The following is a 13,866-nucleotide window of genomic DNA, read 5'->3' as shown; positions in this document are numbered from 1 at the left end:
GAGAAATCCGGCCTGTTCGTGGGTGCTTTCTTGCAGGTGCCGCGGGGTGTGCGCAGAAATGGCCCCTTGAGCGCCGTGGCGCTGCCAGACCCGGACGCAGCCCAGAGATCCTTGCACAGCCCCAAGCGAACCATCGAGACCGACGTCTGCGTCGTTGGCGGTGGTGTCGTCGGGGTCGCCCACGCCCTGGCGGCGCGGCGCCGGGGGCTCGGCGTGGTGCTCCTGGAGCAGGAAGCCCGTGCGCATGGTGCCAGCGTCAGGCACTCCGGGCACCTGTTCTTCACGGCGCTGGCCGGCGCTGGCACCGATGCGGGGCCGCTGGCCGCCCGCGAGCTCTGGTTGGAGCTCGCACGTCGTGCTGGCACGCCGGCCGGCACCGACGGCACCATCATCCTGGCGCACAGCCGCGAGGAGCTTGAGGTCATGCAGGCGGTCGCGGGCGAGCACCCCGGCCGCGCGCGCATGCTCACGCGGCGCGAGGCCACCACGCTGCTGCCGGCGGCCGGGGAGCGGATCACGGGGGCGCTCTTCGGCCTCATGGATCTGCTGGTCGATCCACGCACGATCACCGCGGCGCTGACACGCCTGCTGGCAAAGGACGCACAGGCACGGGTCGAGTTCCGCGCACACGTTCACGCCCTCGGCGGCGGGGTGGTGGAGGCCGGGCCGTTGAGCGTGCGCGCAGGCAACGTGATCGTGTGTCCAGGCGCTTATGACCACGGTCTGCTGGCGGCGCTGCCGGCAGGCGAGGAGCTCGTCTCTGAAACGGTGCAGATGCTCCGCCTCGCGGGCCTACGTAGGCTCGGCCCTGCGATCACCACGGGCATTGCGCTGCTCGAGCATCCCGTCTTCGCCAACGCGCCGGGAGCCGAGGCGCTCCGCGCACGCCTGGAGCTCGAGCATCCAGCAGCGGTCGAACACGGTGTCGCGCCGCTGCTTGCGCCGCTGGCCGGCGGTGGCCTGATCGTCAGTCAGGCACGCTCAGGCGGGCGGGGTCGTGCGCCGTTTCGCGCCGAGCGCCTGGACGCGCTGCTGCTCGAGGCGACGCGAGCGCTGCTCGGCTGCGACCTGGAGGTGCGTGAGCGCTGGACGCTGCGCGTCCTGCGCGATCCTGCCGATTCGGGCGCTGAGCAGGACTTCCACATCCGCGCGCCGGAGAGCGGCGTGCGCGTCGTGCGGGCGCTCAGCCAGCGCGCGCTGGCGCTGTGTCACTGGCAGGCGGAAAAGACGCTGGGCGAGCTTTTGGATGCACCGGCACCGGCGCGCCCGCCCGTGCCGCCGGTGCTGACCGTCACCGACCTGCGGGCACACGCCGACGCCTTCAGATCTCGACCGGGCCGCTCAGTCTGACCGGGGCGCCGGGCGAGGGCGGCGCGCTGGTCTCGGTGGGTGGGCGGCCGAGCGGGCGTTGCAACCAGGCGACATCCCGCCACGCTCCGGCCTTCCAGCCGACGTTGCAAAACACACCAACATCGGCGAAGCCAAGGCTGTGGTGGAGCCTTATGCTTGCCGGGTTGGGCAGCGCCACCGCGGCCAGGAGCTGCCTGTAGCCCTGCTGCTCGAGCAGCTCAAAGAGCGTGCGGTACAGCCCCTTCGCCACGCCCTTACGGTGATGGCGCGCAGCGACGTAGACACTGACCTCGGCGCTCCAGCGGTAGGCGGGCCGCTCGCGGTAGGGCCCGGCGTAGGCGAAGGCTGCGAGCTCGCCGTCGGCCTCTGCCACCAGGAACGCGTGCGTGCGCAGAATGCGCCTGATCCGCAGCGCGAACTCATCGACGGTGGGCGGTACCTCCTCGAAGCTGGTCGCGCCGGCGCTCACATGCGGCGCGTAGATCGCAAGGCAGGCGCCTGCATCCTGCGGCATGGCGGCTCGGATCAGCACCCGGCGATTATCGCCTGCGCCGCGCGCGGGCCGGGCCGGCTCACCGCTGTAAAGTCGCGGCGGTGGAACGCAGGTTCGACATCGCCCTGTTCGGCGCCACCGGCTTCACCGGCGCCCTGACCGCCGAGTACCTGGTGGCCAACGCGCCGCCCGGAGCGAAGCTCGCGCTGGCCGGCCGCAGCCCCCAGAAGCTCGAGGCGCTCGCTGCCAGGCTCGGTGACCCTGCGGTGGGGCTGGTGGTCGCCGACGTCAGCGACCCCGAGTCGATCCGGGCACTGGCCCAGTCGACCCGCGTGGCGATCTCCACCGTCGGCCCCTTCCTGACCCACGGTGAGCCGCTCGTGGCTGCGTGCGCCGCCGCCGGGACCGACTACCTGGACATCAGCGGCGAGTCCGAGTTCGTCGATCTGATGTATCTGCGCTACCACGAGCAGGCGCGCGAGAGCGGCGCGCGGCTCGTGCACTCCTGCGGATATGAGTCAATCCCCTTCGACCTCGGGGCGCTGTTCACCGTGAGCCAGCTCGCCGCCGGCGAGCCGGTCGCGCTGGCCGGCTTTGGCCAGTCCAACGGCTCCATCTCCGGCGGCACCCTGCGCTCGGCGGTCAACGCGCTCGCACGCTTTCAGGAGGCCGGACGCGTCTCGCGTCAGCGGCGCGCGATCGAGCGCCACGCGCCCGACGGGGTGATCGCCGAGGGGCGCACGGTGCGCAGCGCCCAGGCCCGCCCGCACCGCGAGTCGCTGGTCGGGGGCTGGGTTGTCCCGGCGCCGCTGATCGACGCCCGCCACGTGCTGCGCAGTGCGCGGCTTGACAGCGCCTATGGCCCCGAGTTCACCTACGCGCACTACGTCGTGACCCGTCGGCTGGGCCGCACTATCGCGCTCTACGCGGGGCTGCCGGTGCTGCTCACGCTGGCGCAGTTCGGGCCGACCAGGCGACTGGTGCTCACCTACCGCAGGGCCGGTGAGGGACCGAGCGCCGAGCGCCGGGCACGCTCGCGCTTCAAGGTCACCTTCATCGCCGATCATGGGTCGCCCAGGCGTCGCCGGCGGCTGGTCACGTCCGTGTCCGGGGGAGACCCCGGTTATGACGAGACGGCCAAGATGCTGGCTGAATCGGCATTCGCGCTGGCCTTTGACGATGACCTGCCGGCAAGGGGCGGCGGACAGCTGACGCCGGCGCTGGCGCTGGGGCATCCGCTGATTCGGCGCCTGCAGCGCGCCGGCATCCGCTTCGAGGTCCTGTCTGACGAAGTCTGAGCGGTTATATTGCTCTTACCAACGGGCGTAAGGGTCTACCTGAGATGCGTGTTCTGGTGGTGGAAGACGAGCGGCGACTGGCTGACGCCATCGCTCGAGGCCTGCGGCGCGAAGGCATGGCCGTGGACCTCTCAGGCGACGGCCAGGACGCACTGGCAAAGGCCCGCGTCGTGCGCTACGACGTGATGGTCCTTGACCGTGACCTGCCAAAGCTGCACGGCGACGAGGTGTGCCGTGCACTGCGCCGCGAGCGGCCCCAGACCGCGGTCATCATGCTGACCGCGGCGGGCGAGCTCTCCGACGTCGTCGAGGGGCTCTCGCTTGGCGCCGACGACTACATGGCCAAGCCCTTTCGCTTCGCCGAGCTGGTGGCCCGGATCCGGGCGCTCAGTCGCCGCACAGCCACGATCCGCCCGCCGGTGCTGCGCCATGGTGACATCGAGCTTGACCCCGGCAGACGCAGCGTCACGCGCGCCGGCCAGCCGGTCGAGCTCGCCCGCAAGGAGCTTGCGGTGCTCGAGGCGCTGATGGTGGCCGATGGCGCGACCGTCTCGGCCGAGGAGCTCCTGGAACGCGTCTGGGACGAGCACACGGATCCGTTCACCAACGTCGTGCGGATGACGATCATGACGCTGCGGCGTAAGCTCGGCGAGCCGTCGGTCGTCGAGACGGTCATCGGCGTTGGCTACCGTATGGCGTAGCGATGAGGCTCAGGGCCCGCACCATCCGGTTGCGACTGACCCTGATCTACGGTGGCGTCTTTTTGATCAGCTCCGTCGCGATGCTGAGCATCGGTTACCTGCTGGTGCGTCAGAACCTCGCGCACCGCCACAGCTTCCACGCGGAGGCGCTCGGGCTCGGCCCCTCCCTCTACCACTCGCTGTTTGGGCAGTATCGCGCGCTGTTCGGGCGTCAGCCGGTGCCGGTCGGAGAGGATGTGCGGGCGTTTCAGGCGGGCTACCAGCAGGCGGTGGACGCCGCTTTGCACCGCCTGCTGCTCGAGTACGGCGCCGCCCTCGTCGGCATGACCGGCATCTCGGTCGCGCTCGGCTGGTGGATGGCGGGGCGTGCGCTCTCACCGCTGCGGTCGATCATCGCCGCGGCCCAGCGCGTCTCGGGCGAGAATCTGGGCGAGCGCATCGCGCTTGAGGGACCCGAGGACGAGCTCAAGGAGCTCGCCGACACCTTCGACCGGATGCTGGTGCGCCTGGACGGCGCCTTCGCCAGCCAGCGGCACTTTGTCGCCAACGCCTCGCACGAGCTGCGCACCCCACTTGCGGTCATGCGTACCGAGATTGACGTGGCGCTGGCCGATCAGCGGGCGGATGTCGGTGAGCTACGGGCGATGGGTGAGGCGGTCAGGGAGACCGTCGACCGCACCGAGGCGCTGATCGAGGCGCTGCTCTTTCTCGCGCGCAGCGAGGCGGTCTCCCACAGCGCCGAGACGGTCGACCTGGGCGAGCTCGCGGCCGGGTGCATCACCGACCTGCACCGCGCCGCCGACCAGGCGGGGATCAGGATCACGAGCAACCTCGGGCCGGCGCCGACGTCGGGCGACCCGGCGCTTTTGGAGCGCATGCTCGCGAACCTGATCCAGAACGCGATCGCCTACAACCTGCCGGGCGGCAGCCTGATGATCGCGACCTGGTCCCAGGATGGGCGCACGGAGTTGCTGGTCCGCAACGACGGGCCGGTGATCGACCCGGCTGAGGTTGGCTCGTTAACGGAGCCGTTCCGACGTCTGAGCCGCACGGGCGGTGGTTTCGGCCTGGGGCTTTCGATCGTCGCCTCGGTGGTGAAGGTTCACGGCGGGACCGTCGAGCTGACGGCTCCCGCCGACGGTGGCTTGCAGGTTCACGTGAGCCTCGCAGCTGCTCCCGGTGCGCCGCCGCGGCCGTCGGTTCCGCACCGGATGCGCGCGCTTACACAGAACTGACATCGCCGGGCGTGAGCTGCCCGGTGTGGCGAGCGCCCACGGCCGCCTGCGCGAGCGTCGCGGTGAGTCGAAGCTCTTCGGCTTCTATGAGCGATTTCTCATGTGGCGATCGTAGATTCAGGCTTCATGAACCAACAGCGCAGCAGGCGCGTTGTGCCGCGGTGGTATGTCGCGCTGCTCGCGGCCGCCGCGGCCGCCATCATCATCTTCGCGATCACGCAGCTGGGGGCGCCGGCGACCAGCTCCGCCCGAACCTCCACCGAGGATGTGAGCGCGACAGATGGTGTCGTCCAGGCCACGGTCGCGGGCAGCGGCACGGTTGAGCCGGGCATCGACGACACGCTCAACTTCGGCACCTCCGGGACGCTTGAGGCCGTCTACGTGAAGGTCGGTGAGCACGTCAAGAAGGGACAGCTGCTGGCCAAGCTAGACCCGTCCGCGGCGGAGCTCACGCTGGCGGAGGCGCGCGCCAGCCTGACCTCGGCGCAGGACAATCTGACCCAGGTGGAGGACGGGACCGCGAGCAGCAGCTCGGGTGCGTCGAGCTCGGGCGGCTCATCGTCCGGATCTGCGGCTGCCGGTGGGACGAGTGCGGCAAGCGCCGCGTCGGTTGTCGCCAGCGCGGCGGCGGTCCGTGGAGCCGAGCTGCTGAGCCACGGCTCCGGCACGCAGACGTTCACAGGCACGACCCCGTCGACGCCGACGACCACGTCGACTGTCCCCACTTCGACTGCCCCCACCGCGGCTGACACCACGACGCAGACCGTCCCCCCCACGACGACGACCACGAGCACGACGACGACGGGCAAGACGACCAGCCCCGCCAAGTCCAAGACGCCGACGTCCAGCAGGACGACGAGCACATCCAAAGCGACCAAGACGCCAACCAGCTCCACGACGTCCACAGGGAGCTCGAAGCAGGCCACGTCTGGCACGACCACGACCGGCGTCCGGACGACGGCTGCGATCACGACCACGACTACGACCAAGCCCACGGCGGCACAGATCCAGCAGGCTAAGGTTGAGGTTGAGGCTGCGCGGGCGACGGTCAAGGCCGACGAGCAGGCGCTCGCCGAGACCAAGCTGTACGCGCCGGCGAGCGGCATGGTCGCCTCGCTCGCCGCCGACACGATCGGCCAGAGCGTCTCGGGTGGCGCCAGCGCGAGCGGCGCCGCGGCGTCGAGCGCCGCGAGCACCACGTCCGGCGCAAGCGGCCTGGGCACCAGCGCGAGCGGCACGAGCTCGAGCTCCGGCTTCGTGGAGCTGATCAACGACAGCACCATGACGATGACCGTCTCGCTGAGCGAAGACCAGGTCTCGAGCGTCAAGGTGGGCCAGCCTGCCACGGTCTCGATCACGCCGCTGAGCGGTGTCGAGCTGGCGGGCAAGGTCAGCTCGATCTCGCCACTTGGCTCTGACTCAAGCGGCGTGGTCACCTACAACGCGACCATCTCCGTCGACCAGAGCAACCCCAAGGTTCTGCCGGGGATGAGCGCCACCGCCACGATCGTGACCAGCCAGGCCGAGGGCGTGACCGTGCCAAACGACGCGATCACGGGCGCCGGTACGGACGCGGTCGTCGAGGTGGTCAAGAACGGCAAGGTGAGCGCCCAGACGGTGGTCGTCGGGCTCCGGGGAAGCTCCCGAACCCAGATCCTCAGCGGCTTGAAGAGCGGCCAGCAGCTGCAGGTCAAGATCACGCTGCCGGCGCTCGGGACGACCACCACTTCCACCACCAGCTCCACGAGCGGCTTCGCCGGGGCCGGAGGGTTCGCCGGCGCGGGCGGGTTCGCCGGCGCAGGGGGCGGCGGTGCGGCCGGCTTCCGGGCGCTGTTCGGCGGGGGTGCCGGATGAGCCTGGCCTGGCGATCGCGCAGACGCGAGCCGTCAGCCGCCGGCGGCGCGCCAGGCGCATCTGGACAGCGGCGCAGCTCGGTTGGGCCGCGTACGCGCGGGCCGGTGATCGACGTGCGCGATGTCCGCAAGCGCTATGAGCTCGGCGGCATCGTCGTGCGCGCCCTGCGCGGTGTCAGCCTGCAGATCGAGCAGGGCGAATACGTGGCGATCATGGGACCGTCGGGCAGCGGCAAGAGCACGCTGATGCACATCCTCGGCTGCCTGGACACGCCCAGTGCGGGCAGCTACCGGATCAACGGGGTGGACGTCGCGGGGCTCGACGAGGACGACCTCTCGGACCTGCGAAACCGCTACATCGGCTTCGTCTTCCAGTCCTTCAACCTGATCCCGCGAACGCGTGCGCTGGCCAACGTGGCGTTGCCGCTGCAGTATGCGGGTCTGCCCAAGGCCGAGCGCGCGCAGCGGGCCAAGACGGCACTGGCGATGGTCGGTCTGAGCGACCGCACCGGCCACATGCCATCCGAGCTCTCCGGTGGCCAGCAGCAGCGGGTGGCGCTGGCGCGGGCGCTTGTCACCAATCCCGCGCTGATCCTCGCCGACGAGCCGACCGGCAACCTTGACTCGAGCTCAACGCGGGAGGTGCTCGAGGTCTTCGCCCACCTCAACCGCCAGGGCCGGACGATCGTGCTGATCACCCATGAGGAGGAGGTCGCGGCGCACGCCCGCCGTGTGATCCGCCTGCGCGACGGCCGCATGGTCTCAGACAGCGCCGCCGCGACCCAGACTGAGGCGACGAGGCCATGACCGAGGTGCTTGCGGTTGCGCTGAGCGGCCTGGCGGCTAACAAGCTGCGAACCGCGCTCACGATGCTCGGGCTGATGATCGGCGTCGGCTCGGTGATCGTGCTGGTCGCCGTCGGCACCGGGTCCTCGGCGGCGGTGCAGGCACAGATCGACGCGCTGGGCGCCAACACGCTGACCGTCACAGCCGCGCCGACGCTCGGCGGCTTCTTCGCCCGGGGCGCGAGCGTGGGCGTCACGCTCACGCTCGCCGACGCTCAGGCGCTCGAGAACCACTTCGAGGCCCCCGACATCAAGGCCGTTGCGCCCGTCGTGGCGGACTCGTCGGTGACCCTGACCTACGGCACATCCACCTTCAGCCCAACCACCTTCGTCGGCACGACGCCGAGCTACGCCTCGGCCCGCGACTACAAGATCGCCTACGGAAAGTGGTTCACCACCCAGCAGGTCAACGACAGGGCTGACGTGCTCGTGCTCGGGCCGCAGGTCGCGCAGGAGCTCTTCGGCACCGCCGACCCGGTCGGCGACAACGTCGAGATCGACAACACGAGCTTCGAGGTGATTGGTGTGACCGTGTCCAAGGGGACCGACGGCTCCACCAACCTGGACGACTTTGCCGCAGCCCCGATCTCAACCGTGCAGGAGCTGCTCACCGGGTACGGGACGATCAGCCAGATCCTCGTGCAGGCGCGCGCGGCAAACGCGGTCAACGCCGCCCAGACCGAGGCGACCGACATCCTCAACACGCTCGACCCCCCGAGCGCCGGCTCGAGCACAACCAGCAACTTTGAGGTCGTAAATCAGGGCTCGATCCTCGCCACCTCCAACTCGAGCAACAAGGTGTTCACGACACTGCTGGCCGAGGTCGCGGCGATCTCGCTGTTGGTCGGCGGCATTGGCGTGATGAACATCATGCTCGTGTCCGTCACCGAGCGCACGCGCGAGATCGGCATTCGCAAGGCTGTCGGCGCACGGCGGCGTGACATCCTCACCCAGTTTCTGGTCGAGGCGGTGCTCGTCTCGATCTTCGGTGGAGTCGCCGGTGTGCTCGCGGGACTGATCGGCGGCCAGTTCAAGATCGCCGGCGTGGCGCCGGTGATCGCCCCCTACTCGATCGGCCTGGCGTTCGGCGCCGCGGTGCTCGTGGGGCTGTTCTTCGGCACTTACCCAGCCTGGCGCGCCGCGGCGATGCGCCCGATCGATGCACTGCGCTTTGAATGACCAGAGTTGACTTCCTCCCCTTCCTTACTGAAGGGATTCCCGGCGGTCGCCCGGCGGGTTTCCTGCTTCATCGAGCGCTGCCCCGGCCGCCTTGGCGGCCGGGGTCTGACGTGTTCTCCACAGGCGTTTTGGCTCTCCGCCAGCCCGGCGGCGAGGATATTGAGCGCGGCGTTTATGTCCCGGTGAAGCACCAGGCCACACCTGTCGCATGTGTAGGTTCGTTCCGAGAGGGCGAGCTTGGTTCTCGCGTGACCGCAGCCGGAGCACGTTTTAGAGGATGGCAGCCAGCGGTCCACGACCCGCAGGTCACGGCCGTACAGGCTTGCTTTGTAGACGAGTTGGGATCGGATCGTGCCGAACCCCACGTCAAGGACCGCGCGGTTCAACCCGGCCTTTTGTGCCACGTTGCGCCCTGGCTGCTCGATGGTGCCCTTGGCGGTGGCGCTCATGCCCTTGACGTTCAAGTCCTCAACACAGATCACATCGTTCTCACGAACCAGCGCCGTAGTGGCTTTGTGCTGCCAGTCCCGGCGGGCGTCCCTGACCTGGGCGTGACAGCGCGCGACCTTCATCTTGGCCTTCGCTCGGTTCTTCGAGCCTTTACAGGCACGTGCGAGCGTCCGCTGCGAACGCGCCAACGCCCGCTCGCGACGACGCAGATGCCGGGGGTTCTCGATCACCGCCCCGTCCGACAGGGCGAGCGCGGCCTTGACGCCGAGATCAACCCCGACCGTGCGGCCGGTCGGGGAAAGCGGTGTTTCCTTGACCTCAACACACAAGCTCGCGTGCCAGCGTCCCGCCGCGTCCAACGTGACGCTCACCCCTGTCGGGTGGCTGGGCAGCCCCCGCGACCATCGCACGATGATCCCCCCTTTTACCCCGGCGAGCAGCAGCCCGCCATCAGGATCGAGGCGGTATCCGTTGCGGGTGTAGCGCACTGTTTTCCAGCCGCTGCCGCGTTTACGGCGCGGCCCCGGCAGCGGCACTTTCCGGCCGGTCGTCATGCGCGCCGTAAACGTGCGGCCGTACGCGGCGCAGAGTTCACGGATCGCCTGCTGCTGACAGTCAACGGACCCGGCTCGCAACCACTCGCTCTCGCTGCGTGCGACAGTCAGGTGGCGGCACAGTTGCGCGTACCCAACCGACCGGCCTTCCGTGTGCCACACACGCTGGCGGAGCGCGTGCGCTTCGTTCCACACCCACCGACATATGCCCATCTGGTTGAGAAGCATCATGGCCTGCTCGTCGGTGGGATAGACGCGATAGCGGTAGCCAGCCTGCACGAACATATGTTCCCAACCGGACCGGACAGCAAACCGAAGCACCGGGGCTATCCCTCCCCGCCCCAACGGACAGGGCTTCCCGCCCCCGGACCCCAAAAAAATGGTGAAAGCAGATGAGCGAACCACAGCTACCCGAACCGACCACGCAGATAATGGGTCCGCCGGCAGGGACGGGCGGCACGCAGCAGCTTCCAACCCAGTTTGACGACTACGACGACGGCTTCGCTGACACGCTGCCGGTCAGGCCACGGGCCCGTTACCTGACACCGGTCACGGCGCTGCTGATGGCGCTGATCCTCGGTGGCGTCGGCTTCTACGTGGGCATCCGCGTGGAGAAGTCGCAGAGTTCAAGCAGCGCTGGTGTGGGCAGGGGGTCGGCGTTCGCGCGTGCCTTCGGCGCCGGGGCATCCGCCGGCGCCGGCGCCGGCAAGACCGGCAGCGGTGGTGCGGGAGCCTCGGCCGCCGGCCTCGCGGGCAGGTTCGCGGCGGCCTTCGGCGGGGCCGGCGGGGCGACCGCCGGCTCCGTGACCGAGGTTGACGGCAACACCATCTACGTGCAGGAGGCTGGCGGCAACACCGTCAAGGTCAAGCTGACGAGCGCCACGAAGCTCACCAAGAGCGAGCCCGTGTCCAGGAAGAAGATCTTCCCTGGTGACGAGGTGGTCGTCTCGGGCACCACCGGCTCCAAGGGCACCGTGGATGCCACCTCGGTGAGCGACTCCGGCTCAAGCGCTGCGTCCAGCGGCGCCTCGACCGCCAGCGGCAGCTCGGCTGCCGGTGGGAGCGCCTCTTCGGCGATCAGCTCGCTGTTCGGCGGCTGAGCCTCACGGGACTCACACGATGAAAGGACTGACTGAGAGCATGAGCACTACACGGCACAGACTGCGCGGCGGGGTGGTGCTGGCGGCGGCGCTGCTGGCCGGCCTGCTGATCGCGGCCTGCGGTGGCTCGAGCAGCGCCGCCAAAACCAGCACGAGCAAGGCTGCCGCCGCCACCACGCCGGCGAGCGCGACCGCCGCGCGCACGGCCTTCACCAGCTGCCTCAAGCAGCACGGGGTGACACTCCCGGCGCACGCCGGTGGCTTCCCGTTCCGCGGTGGGACGGGCACCACGGGGGCGCCGCCGACCGGCACGACCGGCGGTGGCGGCTTTGGCCCAGGTGGTTTCGGCGGCGGCGGGTTCGCCGGTGGAGGATTTGCCAACTCCAAGTTCGCCAAGGCCTTCAAGGATTGCGCCTCCAAGCTTGGCAAGTCGGGCTTCGGGTTCGGTCACGGTGGCTTCAGGCCTGGCGTCGGGCACGTCGCGCCACACTTCTCGACCACGGCGCTCAAGTCCTACGTGGCCTGCATCCGCACGCATGGCTACCCGTCGATGCCCGAGCCCAACACCTCAGGCAAGGGGGCTGTGTTCCCGGCGAGCGTGGAGAAGAGCGCGGCGTTCAAGAAGGCAAGCGCTGCGTGCGTGAGTATCCTGCGCCGCGCGTTCGTGCCGCCCGCGAGCGCCACCACGACGACCGCGACGACGGCCACCACCTGACGGCCTGAGCGTCAGCCATGCAGGGCGCGCGCCGCGAGGCGCGCGCCCGGCGCCAGTTTGCGCATACTTGGCGACGATGGCCGAGCGCGAGATCCTCTGGCAGCCCTCAACGGAGCGCATCGCGCGCACGCAGATCGAGCGCTACCGCGCCTGGGTCAATGAGACCTACGGGTTGGCGCTGGCCGACTACGGCGAGCTTCACCGCTGGTCGGTGACCGAGCTCGAGCGCTTCTGGGAGTCGATCGTCAGCTACTTCGGCGTGCAGTTCGCCACACCGCCACGGCGGACGCTGTCAAGCCGCCAGATGCCCGGCGCGCGCTGGTTTGAGGGCGCGAGCGTCAACTACGCCGCCCACGTCTTTCGCGAGCGCGACCCGCAGGCGCTGGCGATCCAGGCAAGCTCCGAGCTGCGGGCGCTGACGCGCTGGAGCTGGGGCGAGCTTGAGGCCGAGACCGCACGCGTGGCGGCCGGTCTGCGCGCGCTCGGCGTGGGCCGCGGTGACCGGGTCGCCGCCTACATGCCCAACATCCCCGAGACCGTGGCGGCGATGCTCGCCTGCGCGAGCATCGGCGCGATCTGGTCATCGGCGGCGCCGGAGTTCGGCGCCGGCGCGGTGATCGACCGCTTCAGCCAGATCGAGCCGAAGGTGCTGCTTGCCGTGGACGGCTACCGCTACGGCGGGCGTGACTACGACCGGCGGCACACCGTCGATCAGATCGTCGCGGCGATCCCCTCAACGCCCGCGCTCGTGCGCTTCGGCTACCTGGACGGCGGTGGCTGGGGGGAGGAGTTCGGCGGGCGCTCGGGCAGCGCGCCCGCGCAAGCGCGCGCGGGCGCGCTGGAGTTCGCGCAGGTGCCGTTTGAGCACCCGCTGTGGGTGCTCTACAGCTCGGGCACGACGGGGCTGCCCAAGGCGATCGTCCACAGCCAGGGCGGGATGCTGCTCGAGCAGCTGAAGCTCGTGCACCTGCACCTCGACGCCTCAGCCGACGGGCGCTTCTTCTGGTTCACCACGACCGGCTGGATGATGTGGAACTTCCTTGGCGGCGTGCTGCTCTCCGGCGCCTCGATCGTGCTCTATGACGGCAACCCCGGCCATCCCGACATGAACGTGCTCTGGAACCTGGCGCAGGAGACCGGCATGAGCTGCTTTGGCACGAGCGCCGCCTACCTGTCGGCCTGTGTCAAGGCCGGGCTGCGCCCGCGCGATGACCACGACCTGCAGCGGCTTGTAGCCGTCGGATCGACCGGCTCACCGCTTGCCCCGGAGGTCTTTCGCTGGGTGTATGACGCCGTGGGTGAGGACATCTGGCTGTTCTCGACCTCCGGCGGCACGGATGTCTGCAGCGCCTTTATCGGCGGCGTGCCGACCCTGCCGGTGCGCGCCGGGGAGCTGCAGGCCCCGGCCCTGGGCGCCGCGGTGCAGGCCTATGACGCGCAGGGTCAGCCGCTGACGGGCGCCGTCGGCGAGCTCGTGCTGACCGAGCCGCTGCCGTCGATGCCGGTCGGCCTGTGGGGCGATGAGAGCGGTGAGCGCTACCGCGAGAGCTACTTCGACACCTACCCCGGCGTGTGGCGTCACGGCGACTGGATCGAGCTGCACGCCGACGGCGGGGCGGTCATCCACGGCCGCTCCGACGCAACGATCAACCGTGGTGGCGTGCGCATCGGCACGGCCGAGATCTACGCGGCCGTGCTGACGCTCGAGCAGGTCTCAGACGCCTTGGTGGTCGACCTGCCCAAGCCGGGGACCGACGGCTGGATGGAGCTGTTCGTGGTGCTGGCGCCCGCGGCGGTGCTCGACGATGCGCTGCGCCAGGCGATCCGCGGGCGCCTGCGCGAGCGCTGCTCACCGCGCCATCTGCCCGACGCGATCACGCAGATACCCGAGGTGCCGCGGACGCTGTCGGGGAAGATCCTCGAGGTGCCGGTCAAGCGCATCCTGTCCGGCACGCCGGTCGAGCAGGCCCTCAGCCCGGGGTCGCTTGCCAACCCCGATGCGCTCGCGCCGTTCCTGGCCCGCGTCACTCTTACAAAGCTCTAGCAGTAGCGGGCCAGCATTGAAGCACCGCCAAACCGGCGGCAGCAAAGCG

At 69.8% G+C, this 13,866-nt stretch carries 12 protein-coding genes; 10 read left to right on the top strand and 2 right to left on the bottom strand.

Annotation, left to right across the window (positions count from 1 at the left end; all coding sequences use genetic code 11):
• Nucleotides 1-75: 75 nt before the first annotated feature.
• The gene (locus M3M54_RS05975) at nt 76-1,350 is read left to right on the top strand and encodes an FAD-dependent oxidoreductase (RefSeq protein WP_249021745.1); all 1,275 of its coding nucleotides are present in this window, start codon (nt 76-78) and stop codon (nt 1,348-1,350) included.
• Here the strand turns inward: M3M54_RS05975 and M3M54_RS05970 are convergent.
• Nucleotides 1,322-1,882, bottom strand: a complete 561-nt coding sequence (locus M3M54_RS05970) for a GNAT family N-acetyltransferase (RefSeq protein ID WP_249021271.1) — start codon at nt 1,880-1,882, stop codon at nt 1,322-1,324. The genes M3M54_RS05975 and M3M54_RS05970 overlap by 29 nt on opposite strands.
• Nucleotides 1,883-1,944: 62 nt before the next feature.
• On the opposite strand from M3M54_RS05970, the gene M3M54_RS05965 reads away from it, so the two are divergent.
• The 6 genes from M3M54_RS05965 (at nt 1,945) to M3M54_RS05940 (ending at nt 8,954) form a co-directional block, all read left to right on the top strand.
• Nucleotides 1,945-3,141, top strand: a complete 1,197-nt coding sequence (locus M3M54_RS05965; RefSeq protein WP_249021270.1) for a trans-acting enoyl reductase family protein — start codon at nt 1,945-1,947, stop codon at nt 3,139-3,141.
• Between the two features lie 44 nt (nt 3,142-3,185).
• Nucleotides 3,186-3,842, top strand: a complete 657-nt coding sequence (locus M3M54_RS05960) for a response regulator transcription factor (RefSeq protein ID WP_249021269.1) — start codon at nt 3,186-3,188, stop codon at nt 3,840-3,842.
• A gap of 2 nt (nt 3,843-3,844) precedes the next feature.
• Nucleotides 3,845-5,077, top strand: coding sequence for a HAMP domain-containing sensor histidine kinase (locus M3M54_RS05955; RefSeq protein WP_249021268.1), 1,233 nt, complete (start codon nt 3,845-3,847; stop codon nt 5,075-5,077).
• Between the two features lie 102 nt (nt 5,078-5,179).
• A complete protein-coding gene (locus tag M3M54_RS05950) occupies nt 5,180-6,931 on the top strand; it encodes an efflux RND transporter periplasmic adaptor subunit (protein ID WP_249021267.1) in 1,752 nt (583 codons plus the stop codon).
• Nucleotides 6,928-7,737, top strand: a complete 810-nt coding sequence (locus tag M3M54_RS05945; RefSeq protein ID WP_371878623.1) for an ABC transporter ATP-binding protein — start codon at nt 6,928-6,930, stop codon at nt 7,735-7,737. Before M3M54_RS05950 ends, M3M54_RS05945 begins: the two co-directional genes overlap by 4 nt.
• The gene (locus tag M3M54_RS05940) at nt 7,734-8,954 is read left to right on the top strand and encodes an ABC transporter permease (protein WP_249021265.1); all 1,221 of its coding nucleotides are present in this window, start codon (nt 7,734-7,736) and stop codon (nt 8,952-8,954) included. Before M3M54_RS05945 ends, M3M54_RS05940 begins: the two co-directional genes overlap by 4 nt.
• Here the strand turns inward: M3M54_RS05940 and M3M54_RS05935 are convergent.
• Complete coding sequence (locus M3M54_RS05935) at nt 8,897-10,243, bottom strand: transposase (RefSeq protein ID WP_249021264.1); 1,347 nt, start codon at nt 10,241-10,243, stop codon at nt 8,897-8,899. The two genes, M3M54_RS05940 and M3M54_RS05935, sit on opposite strands and share 58 nt — an antisense overlap.
• Nucleotides 10,244-10,350: 107 nt before the next feature.
• Between M3M54_RS05935 and M3M54_RS16785 the strand changes: the two genes are divergently transcribed.
• The 3 genes from M3M54_RS16785 (at nt 10,351) to M3M54_RS05920 (ending at nt 13,817) form a co-directional block, all read left to right on the top strand.
• Nucleotides 10,351-11,058 carry a DUF5666 domain-containing protein gene (locus M3M54_RS16785; protein WP_305883097.1) on the top strand — a complete coding sequence of 236 codons (708 nt, stop codon included), beginning with the start codon at nt 10,351-10,353 and terminating at the stop codon, nt 11,056-11,058.
• Nucleotides 11,059-11,098: 40 nt separating this feature from the next.
• Nucleotides 11,099-11,773 carry a hypothetical protein gene (locus M3M54_RS05925; RefSeq protein WP_249021262.1) on the top strand — a complete coding sequence of 225 codons (675 nt, stop codon included), beginning with the start codon at nt 11,099-11,101 and terminating at the stop codon, nt 11,771-11,773.
• 76 nt (nt 11,774-11,849) lie between these two features.
• Nucleotides 11,850-13,817: an acetoacetate--CoA ligase gene (locus M3M54_RS05920; protein WP_249021261.1), complete on the top strand. Its 1,968-nt coding sequence runs from the start codon at nt 11,850-11,852 to the stop codon at nt 13,815-13,817.
• Nucleotides 13,818-13,866 lie beyond the last annotated feature (49 nt).

It is taken from the genome of Conexibacter sp. S30A1, from assembly GCF_023330665.1.
Lineage (GTDB): Bacteria > Actinomycetota > Thermoleophilia > Solirubrobacterales > Solirubrobacteraceae > Palsa-465.
The sequence above is the reverse complement of the archived record's forward strand: the minus strand, read 5'-3'. Positions and strand labels throughout refer to the sequence as shown.